Origin of the sequence: Enterobacter sp. MGH 16 (genome assembly GCF_000493175.1) — a bacterium.
Classification (GTDB): Bacteria; Pseudomonadota; Gammaproteobacteria; order Enterobacterales; family Enterobacteriaceae; genus Enterobacter; species Enterobacter roggenkampii.
Genome location: NZ_KI535695.1, coordinates 1,451,929 through 1,464,786, shown reverse-complemented (window position 1 = coordinate 1,464,786; position 12,858 = coordinate 1,451,929). Strand labels below are relative to the sequence as shown.

The 12,858-nt window shown below is 57.2% G+C and carries 14 protein-coding genes; 9 read left to right on the top strand and 5 right to left on the bottom strand.

Annotated elements, in window-relative coordinates:
• Positions 1-82 precede the first annotated feature (82 nt).
• Positions 83-925 (top strand): LysR family transcriptional regulator, encoded by an 843-nt coding sequence (locus L362_RS15725; RefSeq protein WP_023344115.1) that lies wholly within the window; start codon positions 83-85, stop codon positions 923-925.
• Here L362_RS15725 and L362_RS15730 read toward each other — a convergent pair.
• Positions 912-2,417 carry a carboxylesterase/lipase family protein gene (locus L362_RS15730; RefSeq protein WP_023344114.1) on the bottom strand — a complete coding sequence of 502 codons (1,506 nt, stop codon included), beginning with the start codon at positions 2,415-2,417 and terminating at the stop codon, positions 912-914. The two genes, L362_RS15725 and L362_RS15730, sit on opposite strands and share 14 nt — an antisense overlap.
• Positions 2,418-2,460: 43 nt before the next feature.
• Complete coding sequence (locus L362_RS15735) at positions 2,461-3,804, bottom strand: 2-oxoadipate dioxygenase/decarboxylase HglS (protein ID WP_008502270.1); 1,344 nt, start codon at positions 3,802-3,804, stop codon at positions 2,461-2,463.
• Between the two features lie 528 nt (positions 3,805-4,332).
• Here L362_RS15735 and L362_RS15740 point away from each other — a divergent pair.
• From L362_RS15740 to L362_RS15775, 8 genes are all read left to right on the top strand, one after another.
• The gene (locus L362_RS15740) at positions 4,333-4,518 is read left to right on the top strand and encodes a con-10 family general stress protein (RefSeq protein ID WP_004150795.1); all 186 of its coding nucleotides are present in this window, start codon (positions 4,333-4,335) and stop codon (positions 4,516-4,518) included.
• Between the two features lie 94 nt (positions 4,519-4,612).
• Positions 4,613-5,107 (top strand): YciE/YciF ferroxidase family protein, encoded by a 495-nt coding sequence (locus tag L362_RS15745; protein ID WP_008502272.1) that lies wholly within the window; start codon positions 4,613-4,615, stop codon positions 5,105-5,107.
• A 23-nt stretch (positions 5,108-5,130) separates the two neighbouring features.
• Positions 5,131-5,334, top strand: coding sequence for a hypothetical protein (locus L362_RS15750; protein WP_008502273.1), 204 nt, complete (start codon positions 5,131-5,133; stop codon positions 5,332-5,334).
• A gap of 25 nt (positions 5,335-5,359) precedes the next feature.
• Positions 5,360-5,869: a ferritin-like domain-containing protein gene (locus L362_RS15755; protein ID WP_032637726.1), complete on the top strand. Its 510-nt coding sequence runs from the start codon at positions 5,360-5,362 to the stop codon at positions 5,867-5,869.
• Between the two features lie 17 nt (positions 5,870-5,886).
• Positions 5,887-6,759, top strand: coding sequence for a manganese catalase family protein (locus tag L362_RS15760; protein ID WP_008502274.1), 873 nt, complete (start codon positions 5,887-5,889; stop codon positions 6,757-6,759).
• 67 nt (positions 6,760-6,826) lie between these two features.
• Positions 6,827-8,230, top strand: a complete 1,404-nt coding sequence (locus L362_RS15765) for a cytochrome ubiquinol oxidase subunit I (RefSeq protein ID WP_021242535.1) — start codon at positions 6,827-6,829, stop codon at positions 8,228-8,230.
• Positions 8,230-9,240 carry a cytochrome d ubiquinol oxidase subunit II gene (cydB, locus tag L362_RS15770; RefSeq protein ID WP_023344112.1) on the top strand — a complete coding sequence of 337 codons (1,011 nt, stop codon included), beginning with the start codon at positions 8,230-8,232 and terminating at the stop codon, positions 9,238-9,240. The genes L362_RS15765 and cydB overlap by 1 nt, the downstream gene beginning before the upstream one ends.
• 8 nt (positions 9,241-9,248) lie before the next feature.
• Entirely contained in the window at positions 9,249-10,874 is a 1,626-nt protein-coding gene (locus L362_RS15775; protein ID WP_023344111.1) for an alpha-amylase family protein, read from the top strand.
• On the opposite strand, the gene L362_RS15780 is transcribed toward L362_RS15775, so the two are convergent.
• The 3 genes from L362_RS15780 to L362_RS15790 are packed head-to-tail and all read right to left on the bottom strand — an operon-like array spanning position 10,875 to position 12,855.
• The gene (locus tag L362_RS15780) at positions 10,875-11,861 is read right to left on the bottom strand and encodes an SDR family oxidoreductase (RefSeq protein WP_023344110.1); all 987 of its coding nucleotides are present in this window, start codon (positions 11,859-11,861) and stop codon (positions 10,875-10,877) included.
• Positions 11,862-11,878: 17 nt separating this feature from the next.
• Positions 11,879-12,397, bottom strand: a complete 519-nt coding sequence (locus L362_RS15785; RefSeq protein WP_023292456.1) for a 2-oxo-tetronate isomerase — start codon at positions 12,395-12,397, stop codon at positions 11,879-11,881.
• 11 nt (positions 12,398-12,408) lie between these two features.
• A complete protein-coding gene (locus tag L362_RS15790; RefSeq protein WP_008502280.1) occupies positions 12,409-12,855 on the bottom strand; it encodes a DUF421 domain-containing protein in 447 nt (148 codons plus the stop codon).
• Positions 12,856-12,858 lie beyond the last annotated feature (3 nt).

Below are 12,858 nucleotides of genomic sequence, written 5' to 3'. Positions count from 1 at the left end.
ATTCAAACAACATCTCTGTTGTCGGGACAATCGAATTGTTGTCATAATAGCCATGAGAAAAATGCATAGCTGAGGTGTTTTCATGTCGCGCCGTTCGCTCCCGCTCAATGCCATCGACGCATTTTTAGTCACCGCGCGTCACCTGAATCTGACCCATGCTGCCGCAGAGCTTTGTCTGACGCAGGGGGCCGTGAGCCGCAAGATAGCCTCCCTCGAGGCCTGGTTTGGCTTTCCGCTTTTTGAACGCCACGCGCGCGGCCTGCGCCTCTCTTCACAGGGCTGCGCCCTGCTCCCGGAACTGCAGTCTGCGTTCGAACACTTGCTGACCGTGGCCGACCAGGCCCGCAGCCAGCAAACCGTGATCCGGCTCAAGGCGCCCACCTGTGCCATGCGCTGGCTGGTGCCGCGCCTGCTGGAGGTGGAGCGTGAGCAGCCGGATCTGCAGATCGCCCTGACCACCACCACCGATCATAACGTCAATTTCAAAACCGAATCTTACGACGCGGCCATCGTGTTCGGCACGCACATGAGCGCAGGCGACCTGCTGTTCGAAGAGGCGCTCACCCCGGTGATAAGCCCGGTGCGGGCGGGTGCAGCGCTGGGATCGCTGACGTTCCTGCACCCGACAAGGGATAAAACAGACTGGTCGCTGTGGCTGACGAAACAGGAAGGTCCGGGCTTTGCCATGCACAAAAATCAACACTTCGACACGATGGATCTCGCCATCACGGCCGCCATTCAGGGGCTGGGCGTTGCCATTGCCGACGAAACGCTGGTGGCCGAAGATGTCCGCGCGGGAAGACTGATGCGGCCTTATGAAACCAGCATAAAAACCGGCGCGAGCTACCGGCTGGTGCTGCGCGAAACGCCAGGCGAGGAAAATGGGCTGGCGGCGTTTCGCGACTGTTTGCTTAATCGAGGCTGACGTGGAGCTTCATCACCCGTTTGAAGAGGCTCATCCGGGCGCGCATAAAGCGGTTTTCAAGCCTAAAACCTGCATGTTTATTCACGCCAATGCGTAATAATACGTCCCGCCCTTTACGGCATGCGGGCCAGTGCGTCGGCCCGGGCAGGACCTCGCGAGGTCCTGCGTCTCGCGCAAAGCTCACCCAGTAATCGGCCACCTGAGCAGCAAACTGCACATCCCGTTCGTTGACATACTGGCGTGAAGGCTCCACCTGGCCGAGGGTATCAAAGACGTAAGGCACTTCATTGCCGTGCCACGCGCCGTTGATATAGGTGGCATGTTCCGCTTCCGCAACATAGTCAAACCAGTAACGCCAGCACAATCCGCCGACGCGCTGCTGCGCCTGCATCACGACGTAGCCCATCGTAGTGAACGCCATGTCGCGGCACACCTGCCTGCCCAGCTCCTCATCGCCTTTGACGCCCGGATAGAGCAGCTTAATCAGCCCCAGCCCGAAGCGTCGCTCCCGGCGAAGCTTCTGGATTTGCCCGGCGAGATCGATGCCAAACACCGCCATCACGCTGGCCTCATCGCTGTTCGAGCCGATCATTACCGGCACGGGGTGCTGGCGAGCGGCGAAAAAGACGTCCAGCATCGCTTCAGGCAGAACGCAATCCCCGACGATGGGGGCCGGAGCAATGTTCAGCGGCGCGGTGAGCGGCCAGAACGCCTCCGGCGGAATGGCGCGCAGTTGTTCGGCTGTCGCCTGTTTCAGGCCAAAATGGGCGGCCAGCGCCTCCCCTTTTTGCAACGCCTGCTCTCGCGGCGTGTCCGGCAAGGTGTACCCGCTTTGCACAATCGCCTTATGGAACAATCCTTCTGCAAGCGGAGAGGCCAGCAGAGAGAGCACGCTGCGCGCGCCAGCGGATTCGCCAAACAGGGTCACGTTAGCGGGGTCGCCACCAAATGCGGCGATATTGTCCCTTACCCATTCGAGGGCGGCGATCTGATCCAGCAGGGCAAAATTATGCACCACGCGATCTTCCTCGCCTTTCAGCGCGGGATGGGCGAAAAAGCCGAGATGGCCGAGACGGTAGTTGATCGTCACGACAACCACGCCGCGCGTGGCCAGCGCTTTGCCGTTATAGGGCGGTAAGCCACCCGCACCGATGGTAAAGCCGCCGCCGTGCAGCCAGACCATAACCGGAAGCGGCCCGGCGCGCTCTGTGGGAGACCAGACGTTCAGATAGAGGCAGTCTTCCGAGAACTGACCGGGATCGCCCCCGCCCAGCTCCTGGCAATATTCGCTGCTTTGCCAGCTTGAGGCCGAAAAAGCGGTAGCCTCGCGAACGCCATCCCACGGCTCAGGATGCCGCGGGGAGCGCCAGCGCCACTCGCCAACGGGCGGTGCGGCATAAGGAATACCGCACCAGACGTGGACATTTTCATCGGTTAAACCAGACAGTGCGCCCTGGCGCGTTTCAACCACAGGGGCGGAAGGATTTTGCATAACGACCTTATTTTTTCCATCACACCCCAGCAGAGTAACGCTTTCAGAGCAAACCGCAACGCTGTTTGCTGCGCGTTTCAGCCTCCTCATAGAGGGTAAATTCGTCATACACCGGGCAGCCGAGGGCCGCTTCAAACGCATCGCGGCTGGCGTTACCATGGCTGCGGGCCTGCGTTTCGTTCCCGAGATTGGACTGGAAAATCCCCGCGGCGCTGACCGGGAGGAAATCTTCGTAGGTGATCGGCTGTGCGACGACCCATCCGCGCTCGATCAGCGGCTGCGGATCGTCGCCCGGCCGGAACGCATGGCGATGCGCTTCACCCGCTGGCGTCAGACGGTAGCGGAAATACGCCAGCTCCTGACGGCGCATTAACAGTTCGCTGTCAGGGAAGGCGCTAAAGATCTCCTGCAGATGGAGCTGGTGCGTCAGGTTATCTTTGCCGGTACCGGCCTGGGCAAGGAGGCTATCGTACAGTTCCCGGCCTTTCGGGGTCAGCGCCACGCCGCGCTGCTCAATCTCACCGAAGCGCGCGGTGTGGGTGCCTTTGTGTTCACCGGCAAACAGCACCGGCTCTTCCAGCGCCTTGAAACTGGTTTGACGCAGCAGGACGGGCACCTCGCGACGCGGCGGCCCTTCAATCAAAATTTTCGGCTCAATACCGTACTTCGGCATCAGCTCCTGCACCCGGTCAATATCCAGCGTGCGCGGCGTCAGGTGGTTAATATGACAGCCCGGGAAGCAGACCACATCGGCGATCAGCCGGTGCTCGTTATGCAGCGCGAGATAGGTCTCCTGATCGACCGTCGCATGGCGGTGCCAGCGGAAGGTTTCCAGCGCTTCCTGCACAAACTCCTGCGCCTGCTCGACGGTAAACTGCCCTTCCGATTCATACAGATCGAGAAGCGCCAGACAGCGCGGGGTGAAGATGTTTCGGTGAGACAGAATTTCCGCCGCACGTTCGCGCAGCGCGACGTTTTCAATCAGCTCAAGGCGCAGCAGCGAAGTAAAGATGCGGAACGGATTACGGCACAGCGCCGCATCATCAATCGGCCGAAATGCCGTTGAGTGGACCGGCACCCCCGCCTGGGAGAGATCGTAATAGCTGACCGGGTACATCCCCATAATGGCAAACATACGGCGCAGGGTTGAAAGTTCTTGCGCACTGCCGACGCGGATGGCCCCGTGACGCTCGACGTTCAGACGCGCAAGCTCATCGGCGTTTGCCAGTTGTTCATGTAATAGTGGATCATTTTCCAGCACCGCCAGGTTTACGTCCGCTACCAGTTCAAGCAAGGTGCCGTACTGCGGAACTTCCTGCTGGTACATCGCCGACATAGCCTGCGAAAAGTGTTCCCGAATGTCATCAGCCGTGATGGTGTTCGCCATGATGTCATGCCTCCAGTGAATATTACCTGGAGTGTAGAGAAACCCGTTCCTTCCGGGGGGAAAGATTTCTGATTTGTGATCTTAAGACGACAGTGGTCAAACCGTGTGCGACTGGCCTCTGAACAAGCCTTAACGAAACCGCCCTTTCGCGCCTGTCGCTTTTTATCCAGGATTTTCCTTATAATTATTTATGGTTTCGCTTTCTAGCTATAAAGGAGTATTTTTTATTTTCCCCTGGCTGGAAATCAACCAATTTGAGTGCGTCATTATTTTTATCCTCAGCTTTCAAATTTTTAGCTCAAAGTTAGGAATAATCTGAACAGTTGTTTACAAGTCCTTCCTGTCTATCCATATTTCCAACGCAAGCGAAGCGCAAATTTACAAATATTTAAAAATAACGCAACCGCAAATAGCAAAACGCATTTGACGGATCGCACACAGCGACTAGAGTTATTACTCGAACGACGAGTGATACGGAATATTTTCGTATCGTACTGACATAACCAATATATGACTATGAGGTTTAATATGGCAGAGCATCGTGGTGGTTCCGGTAATTTCGCTGAAGACCGTGAAAAAGCATCAGAAGCTGGACGTAAAGGTGGCCAGCACAGCGGTGGTAATTTTAAAAACGATCCGCAACGCGCATCTGAAGCGGGTAAGAAAGGGGGACAGAACAGTCACGGCGGAGGCCGTAAATCTGATAACTCCTGATCTTATTTAGTACTCTTTTAATAAAACCAGAGAGCATGCTGCGGGCTGAAAAGCTCGCAGTACCCTTTCTTTATTTTACCGGAGCGTAATAATTATGAATATGAAAAGTGTAGAGGATGTATTTATTCATCTTCTGTCGGATACCTACAGCGCAGAAAAGCAGCTTACCCGAGCGTTAAGCAAGCTTGCCCGCGCCGCCTCCAGCGAGAAGCTGAGCGCCGCCTTTACCGCACACCTTGAAGAGACGCAAGGTCAGATCGAACGCATCGACCAGATCGTGGAACAGGAAGACGGCATCAAGCTCAAGCGCATGAAATGCGTCGCAATGGAAGGCTTAATTGAAGAAGCTAATGAAGTCATCGAAAGCACGGAAAAAAATGAAGTCCGTGATGCCGCATTAATTGCCGCTGCGCAAAAAGTGGAACATTACGAAATAGCCAGCTACGGTACCCTTGCCACTCTGGCAGAACAGCTCGGCTATAAAAAAGCCGTTAAGCTTCTTGCCGAAACGCTGGAAGAAGAGAAAGAGACCGACCTTAAACTCACCGACCTGGCCGTTGGCAATATTAACCAAAAAGCGCAGAAATGACGCGATAATACAGGTTAAATAAAATGAGCATCAGTCCCAGGACAATTAAACGGTGCCATTTAGCGGCAGCGATAATATGGTTCATTCTCGCTATCCCTTCCGTCATCTGGTGGAAGAACAGCGTGCTATGGGTCATTATCATCAGTATTTATGCCAATATTGTCGGCCATTTATCTGGCTACAGTGCCGCACGTGCCGATCAGGCTGCTGAAAGTGAGACCAAATAAGCGAACCCCTAATGAGGATACAATGATGAATCACGTAGAACACTACCATGACTGGCTACGCGATGCCCATGCAATGGAAAAGCAAGCCGAATCTATGCTGGAATCCATGGCCAGCCGTATCGATAATTATCCTGATGTTCGCGCCAGAATTGAGCAACATATTAATGAGACAAAACGGCAAATCACATTGCTGGAGGAAATCCTCGACCGTAATGATATTTCTCGTTCGGTCTTAAAAGACTCGATGAGCAAAATGGCGGCGCTGGGACAATCCATCGGCGGCATGTTCCCTTCTGACGAAATCGTGAAGGGCTCTATCAGCGGCTATGTTTTCGAACAGTTTGAAATCGCCTGCTATACCTCCCTGCTGGCGGCGGCCAAAAAAGCGGGTGACACCGCCTCGATACCCGCTATTGAGACGATCCTCGCCGAAGAAGAGCGCGAAATGGCCGACTGGCTGATTCGTCATATCCCGCAAACGACGGAACAGTTCCTGCTGCGTTCAGACGCGTCGGGTGTCGAAGCGAAAAAATAACCCACAGGAGAGTGAGCATGTTTCGACACGTCAAACAGCTGCAATACACGGTTCGCGTCGCCGAACCGAATCCCGGCCTGGCCAACCTTTTACTGGAACAATTTGGCGGACCGCAGGGTGAACTGGCCGCCGCCTGCCGCTACTTTACGCAAGGGTTGAGCGATGACGATCCGGGCCGTAAAGACATGCTGATGGATATCGCGACCGAGGAGTTAAGCCACCTCGAAATCATCGGTACCCTGGTCGGTATGCTGAATAAAGGTGCCAAGGGCGCGCTGGCGGAAGGGGTGGAAAATGAGGCCGAGCTGTATCGCTCCATGACCGAAAACGGGAATGACAGCCACATCACCTCCCTGCTCTACGGCGGCGGAACCCCGCTAACCAACTCAGCGGGCGTACCCTGGACGGCGGCCTACGTCGACACCATTGGCGAGCCGACGGCAGATCTGCGTTCGAACGTGGCGGCCGAGGCCAGAGCCAAAATCATCTATGAACGGCTGATCAACGTGACTGACGATCCCGGCGTTAAAGATGCCCTGGCGTTTCTGATGACGCGTGAGGCGGCGCATCAGCTCTCCTTTGAGAAGGCGCTGCAGTCCATCCGTAATAATTTCCCGCCGGGAAAACTGCCGCCAATCGAGGAATTCACCAACAAGTACTACAATATGTCTGAAGGTGGAGAGGTTCGCGGAAGCTGGAACAGCGATAAACATTTCGATTACGTTGAGTCCCCCCAGCCTGCGGTGGATGGCGGCGATGGCAGTGCCAGCGTGACGCTCACAACCGAGCAGGCAACCCTGGTTAAGGCGATGTCTGCCCGCACGAAGTCCGATCCACATTCCGACCCGCTGACCGGTGCCGAGCTGGGTGCCGGTAAGACTAAACCGTAATCGGTTTGCCGGGCAGGCCTGACCTGCCCGGCAATTCGCGTGCCCCATCGTCTCAGAGGTACGGACCATGTTCGAACTCGATGCGTTTCATCTGGCCAGAATTCAGTTCGCTTTTACCGTCTCGTTCCACATCCTGTTTCCTGCGATCACCATCGGTCTCGCCAGCTACCTGGTGGTGCTGGAGGGCATGTGGCTGCGCACCAAAAACGACGTCTGGCGATCGTTGTACCACTTCTGGCTAAAGATATTTGCCGTTAACTTCGGCATGGGCGTCGTTTCCGGGCTGGTGATGGCGTACCAGTTTGGCACCAACTGGAGCGGGTTCTCCCAGTTCGCGGGCAGCATTACCGGCCCGCTTCTGACCTACGAGGTATTAACCGCCTTCTTCCTGGAGGCCGGATTCCTCGGCGTCATGATGTTCGGCTGGAACAAGGTCGGCCCGGGGCTGCACTTCTTTTCGACCTGCATGGTGGCGCTCGGCACGCTGATGTCGACCTTCTGGATCCTCGCCTCCAACAGCTGGATGCATACGCCGCAGGGTTTCACTATCGAAAACGGGCAGGTGATCCCGCAGGACTGGCTGGCGATCGTCTTTAACCCCTCCTTCCCGTACCGTCTTATTCATATGGCTATCGCCGCGTTCCTGAGCAGCGCGCTGTTTGTCGGCGCGTCGGCCGCCTGGCATCTGCTGCGCGGTAACGATACGCCCGCCGTTCGCACCATGTTTTCGATGGCGATGTGGATGGCGCTGCTGGTCGCCCCTATCCAGGCGGTGGTGGGCGATATGCACGGCCTGAACACGCTTGAGCATCAGCCAGCCAAAATCGCCGCTATTGAGGGTCACTGGGAAAATCCGCCCGGCGAGGCCACCCCTCTGCTGCTGTTTGGCCTGCCGGATATGGAGGAAGAGCGCACCAAATACGGTCTGGAGATCCCCGCGCTCGGCAGCCTGATTCTGACGCACAGCCTGGATAAACAGGTCCCGGCGCTGAAAGACTTCCCGAAAGAGGATCGCCCCAACTCGACCATCGTTTTCTGGTCGTTCCGCATTATGGTAGGGATGGGGCTGCTGATGATTACCCTCGGTCTGCTCAGCCTCTGGCTACGCTATCGCCATCGACTTTACCACTCGCGTCCGTTCCAGTGGTTTGCCCTCTGCATGGGGCCTGCGGGGCTGGTCGCGCTGCTTGCCGGCTGGGTGACCACCGAAGTAGGCCGTCAGCCGTGGGTTGTCTATGGCTACCTGCGCACCATCGACGCGGTATCGCTGCACAGCACCCTGCAGATGAGCATTAGCCTGCTGGCGTTCTTCGTCGTCTACTCATCCGTATTTGGCGTGGGCTATGTTTATCTCATCCGGCTGATTAAGAAAGGTCCTCAGCCCGTTGATACGCTGACGTCAAACACCTCGGGCACGCCTGCCCGTCCGCTGTCAGCCGCGGAGTCTGTTCCGGAAGAGGAGAGAATCTGATGGGCGTCGATATATCAGTGATTTGGTTTGCCATCATCGTGTTTGCCACGCTGATGTATATCATTATGGACGGCTTCGATCTGGGGATTGGCCTGCTGTTTAACTTCGTGGGCGATGCCAAAAAGCGCGATGTGATGGTCAACAGCGTGGCGCCCGTCTGGGACGGCAACGAGACCTGGCTGGTGCTCGGCGGCGCGGGGCTGTTCGGCGCGTTTCCGCTGGCCTATGCGGTGATCATTGATGCGCTGACCATCCCCCTCACCGCGATGCTGATCGGCCTCATCTTTCGCGGCGTTGCCTTTGAGTTCCGCTTCAAAGCCACCCCTTCACACCGCAAATTCTGGGACTACTCCTTTGCCGGCGGCTCCCTGCTCGCCACCTTCAGCCAGGGCGTGGTGGTGGGCGCCGTGATCAACGGCTTTGACGTGGAGGGCCGACGTTTTGTCGGCTCTTCGCTGGACTGGCTCACGCCTTTCAACCTCTTCTGCGGCATCGGTCTGGTCGTCGCCTACACGCTGCTGGGCACCACCTGGCTCATCATGAAAAGCGAAGGCGCGCTGCAACAACGCATGCGCGAACTGACCCGCCACGTGCTGCTGGCGCTGATGGTGGTTATCGCGGTGGTCAGCGTCTGGACGCCGCTCGGCTGGCAGTACGTCGCCGACCGCTGGTTTACCCTGCCCAACTTCTTCTGGTTCCTGCCGGTTCCGCTGCTGGTCGGGATCTTCAGCGTGCTGATCTGGCGCCTGACCCGCAATCCGTCCAGCCACGCGCGCCCTTTCCTGCTGACGCTGGGGCTGATCTTCCTCGGGTTCAGCGGACTGGGTATCAGCCTCTGGCCGAACATTATTCCGCCGCGTATCACTCTGTGGGAGGCCGCGGCCCCGCCTGCCAGCCAGCTGTTTATGCTGGTTGGGACGTTACTGATTATTCCGGTGATCCTGGTGTACACCGCGTGGAGCTACTACGTGTTCCGGGGCAAGGTTTCGGATACTGAAGGCTATCACTGAGGCACGCTATGACGGACTGGCATACACGGGCCATTATTTACCAGATTGATACCGCACTCTTTTATGATTTGAACGGCGATGGCTGCGGGGACATCGCCGGGATAGCGACCAAGCTGCGGTACATTCGCCGCATGGGGGCGACGGTTATCTGGATCACCCCGTTTTATCTCACGCCCTTTCTCGATGAAGGCTATGACGTCAGCGACCATCTCCAGGTGGATCCCCGCTTCGGAAAGCTGGCCGATATCATCGCCTTTATCGAACAGGCCCGCGAGCTGGGCATGCAGGTCATTATTGAACTGCTGATCCAGCACACCTCTGACGCGCATCCCTGGTTCCAGCAGGCCCGCCGTAACCCGGCGTCACCCTATCGGGATTACTACCTCTGGTCAGATAGTGACGACGACGATACGCCCCCCATGTTTCCCGGCGTGGAGGAGAGCATCTGGACCTGGGATGACGAAGCGGGACAATACTACCGGCACATGTTCTATCGCCACGAACCGGACCTGAACCTGACCTCGCCCGCGGTGCTGAAAGAGATCGAGAACATCATCCTCTTCTGGCTCAAGCTGGGCGTGTCGGGGTTCCGCCTGGATGCCGCCTCCCACCTGACCACGCAGGCGGGAAACGGTGATGAAAAAAAGGGCCTGTGGATCCTCGAACATATGCGCCGTCTGATTGAGGAGCATAATCCGGACGCGATCCTGCTGGGTGAAGTGGACGTCGAGGTGGAGGCCTATCAGGACTACTTTGGCAATAATGACCGCCTGAATCTGGTGCTCAATTTCTGGCTCAACAAATATTTTTACGTTAGCCTGGCCCGCAAAAGCGCCCGTCCGCTGCGCAACGCGGTGAAGAAAATGATCGTCCCGCCCGATTCATGCTGTTTTGCCAACTGGCTGCGCAATCACGACGAGCTGGATCTGGAGGGCATCAGCCAGAAAGACAAACAGTTTGTCCTCGATACCTTCGCCCCTGACGACGAGATGAACGTCTACCAGCGCGGGATCCGCCGCCGCCTGGCGCCGATGTTGAACGGCGATCTGAAGCGGCTGGCGTTCTGCCACGCGGTACTCTTTTCCCTGCCCGGCGTTCCGGTGATGCGCTATGGCGATGAGATCGGCATGGGGGATGACCTCGATCTGGAAGAGCGCTACGCCGTGCGCACCCCCATGCAGTGGGCAGGATCGCAAGGCGGCGGTTTTTCGGCAGCCGACCCGGAAAAATTTATCGCGCCGATTATCGACCGCGGTCCTTACCGCTATCAAAAAATCAACGTCGCTGATTCGCTGCTCCACCGCAACTCGCTCCTGCACCGCATCATTGATATCGCCAATACCCGCTCGGAGTTCCCCGAAATTGCCGTTGCGCCCTTTCGGCTCCTCACGATCGACAGTGACGCGGTGCTGGGGATCTATTACGAGACCGAAGAACGCAGTATCCTGACCTTTGTTAACTTCATTGACCAGCCGGTGCAGTTCACCGTGAAGGGGATCCGCAACACGACCTGGACCGCCTGTCTCGCGGACAAACGCTACGATGACGCGCTGGTTTGCGGTAAAACCGTCGAGCTCAGCCTTGGCGGCTACGGCTATCGCTGGTTCTGGACGCACCGCAGCGCGCTGCGCTGATTACGGTTTCCGGCGGATTATCAAACGCGTCAACACAATACCCGCCACCGCAAGGGCCCCTAACGCCACTTTGCCCGGCATACCGGAGGTCACGGACGACGCGCGGGTTTTCGCTTCGTCAGTGAAACGGCCATGGATTTTGTGCAGGTCGTTAACCGGCTGGTCGAGATAATCCCGGCGGTCCGGCGCGTTCAGATCGTCGGTCATCTGACCTTCCCAGGCTTTCTTCACCATCAGCCTGTCCAGAAAACCCGGGAAGAGGAACTGCCCGACAATCGACTGAATGGTGCTGCTGCCAACCCACAGCTCGCGCACCGGCTTTTGCGCCACCCTGAAGATGGCGCTGGCGGCGACTTCAGGCTCGAACACCGGCGGTACCGGCCGCATTGCCCACGCGAACTTGTTCCTTGCCCATTCGAACTGCGGCGTATTGAGCCCCGGCATCTGCACCATCGAAAGCTGAACCCGGCTGTTCTCATGCATCAGCTCAGTGCGCACCGCATCGGAAAACCCGCGAATCGCCGCTTTGGCCCCGCAGTAGGCGGACTGCAGGGGAATGGAACGGTAGGCCAGCGCGGACCCTACCTGAATAATCACGCCCCTGTCGCGCGGAACCATAAGCTCAAGCGCCGCGCGGGTGCCGTTCACGTAGCCGAGGTATGTCACCTCGGTCACGCGCCGAAACTCGTCCGGCGTAAGGGTACGAAACGGTGCCAGCACGGCCCCCATGGCGTTGTTGACCCAGACATCAATCGCACCGAGGCGATACTCAATCTCGTTAGCCGCATCCACCACTGCCTGACTGTCGGCGACGTCCGCCTGCACGGCGTGCGCATTTACGCCGAAGCGGCGCAACTCTTCCTGGGTGGAGTGCAGGCTGGCTTCATCGCGGGCGATGAGGCCCACATCGTAACCTGCTTTTGCGAAGCGCAGCGCCGTGGCTTTTCCCACGCCCGCCGTCCCACCGGTAATCACTATGACAGCCATAGAACCTCCACGTGAACTCAACCGTTATTTCCGTCCGACAATGCTGTTACCAGCTCTGCCAGCGAAAAATGCACCGCTTTTTCCACCACGTCCTGACAGTCTCCGGAGAAAAGCACGGTACGGGTTTTCGTCTCGCCACGTATGTTCCACGCAAAACAGACCGTCCCCGCCGCCGTGCCGTCGTCGCCCCCTTCCGGGCCAGCGTATCCGCTGATGGCGATGCTGATATCCGCCTGGGCAATGTCGCGGATGCTGGCGGCCATCTCGGTCACCGTCTGTTCGCTGACGGCGGTATAGCGCGCCAGCGTTTCAGGACGCACGCCGAGGATCCGCGCTTTCGCGGCATCGCTGAACACCACCAGCCCGACATCATAAAAATCGGCCGTGTTCTCTTCAGCGCAGAGCGCCACCGAGAGCTTTCCCCCGGTGCAGGATTCCGCCGTGGTTAAGCGCAGCCCGGCATCGGTTAACTTGCTCGCCAGTTTTTTTGTCAGTTCACCGACGGTGTAATGGTTATCGTGCAAAAGATTGCTCATCTTGCCGCCTCTTATTTCTCGAAAGGAATGATTGAAATATGTCCATTGCGCTCAAGTATGGCATATTTAATTTGGCTTATTTCGGTAATGCCATTATTCTGACGCGCGGAAACCAGAATATCATCGCAAGAGACATCGACCTTTTTGAGTTTATCCGCCAAGGGAACGCCGTTTTCCACCAGAATCACTGGAGTGCCGTCCAGAATATTCTCTACCGGGGAAAAATATTTTTTCATAAGGCCAAAAATAATATCCACTACCACCAGGGTGGTAATCGTAATCATCGCGCCGGTGACGGAAAAATCCTGCCCCAGAAGCGCCTGCTGCGTGGCTTCACTAATTATCAGGAGAAGAATGAGGTCAAAGCTGGTCATCTGCAGCAGCGCGCGTCGCCCGGCCACTTTAAATACCACCACGAGGAACAGATAAATAGCCAGCGCACGAAAGACCATATCCATATC

Coding starts and splice junctions, on each gene's coding strand:
- L362_RS15725 (WP_023344115.1), top strand. CDS start 83: ATGTCGCGCCGTTCGCTCCCGCTCAATGCCATCGACGCATTTTTAGTC.
- L362_RS15730 (WP_023344114.1), bottom strand. CDS start 2,417: ATGCAAAATCCTTCCGCCCCTGTGGTTGAAACGCGCCAGGGCGCACTG.
- L362_RS15735 (WP_008502270.1), bottom strand. CDS start 3,804: ATGGCGAACACCATCACGGCTGATGACATTCGGGAACACTTTTCGCAG.
- L362_RS15740 (WP_004150795.1), top strand. CDS start 4,333: ATGGCAGAGCATCGTGGTGGTTCCGGTAATTTCGCTGAAGACCGTGAA.
- L362_RS15745 (WP_008502272.1), top strand. CDS start 4,613: ATGAATATGAAAAGTGTAGAGGATGTATTTATTCATCTTCTGTCGGAT.
- L362_RS15750 (WP_008502273.1), top strand. CDS start 5,131: ATGAGCATCAGTCCCAGGACAATTAAACGGTGCCATTTAGCGGCAGCG.
- L362_RS15755 (WP_032637726.1), top strand. CDS start 5,360: ATGAATCACGTAGAACACTACCATGACTGGCTACGCGATGCCCATGCA.
- L362_RS15760 (WP_008502274.1), top strand. CDS start 5,887: ATGTTTCGACACGTCAAACAGCTGCAATACACGGTTCGCGTCGCCGAA.
- L362_RS15765 (WP_021242535.1), top strand. CDS start 6,827: ATGTTCGAACTCGATGCGTTTCATCTGGCCAGAATTCAGTTCGCTTTT.
- cydB (WP_023344112.1), top strand. CDS start 8,230: ATGGGCGTCGATATATCAGTGATTTGGTTTGCCATCATCGTGTTTGCC.
- L362_RS15775 (WP_023344111.1), top strand. CDS start 9,249: ATGACGGACTGGCATACACGGGCCATTATTTACCAGATTGATACCGCA.
- L362_RS15780 (WP_023344110.1), bottom strand. CDS start 11,861: ATGGCTGTCATAGTGATTACCGGTGGGACGGCGGGCGTGGGAAAAGCC.
- L362_RS15785 (WP_023292456.1), bottom strand. CDS start 12,397: ATGAGCAATCTTTTGCACGATAACCATTACACCGTCGGTGAACTGACA.
- L362_RS15790 (WP_008502280.1), bottom strand. CDS start 12,855: ATGGATATGGTCTTTCGTGCGCTGGCTATTTATCTGTTCCTCGTGGTG.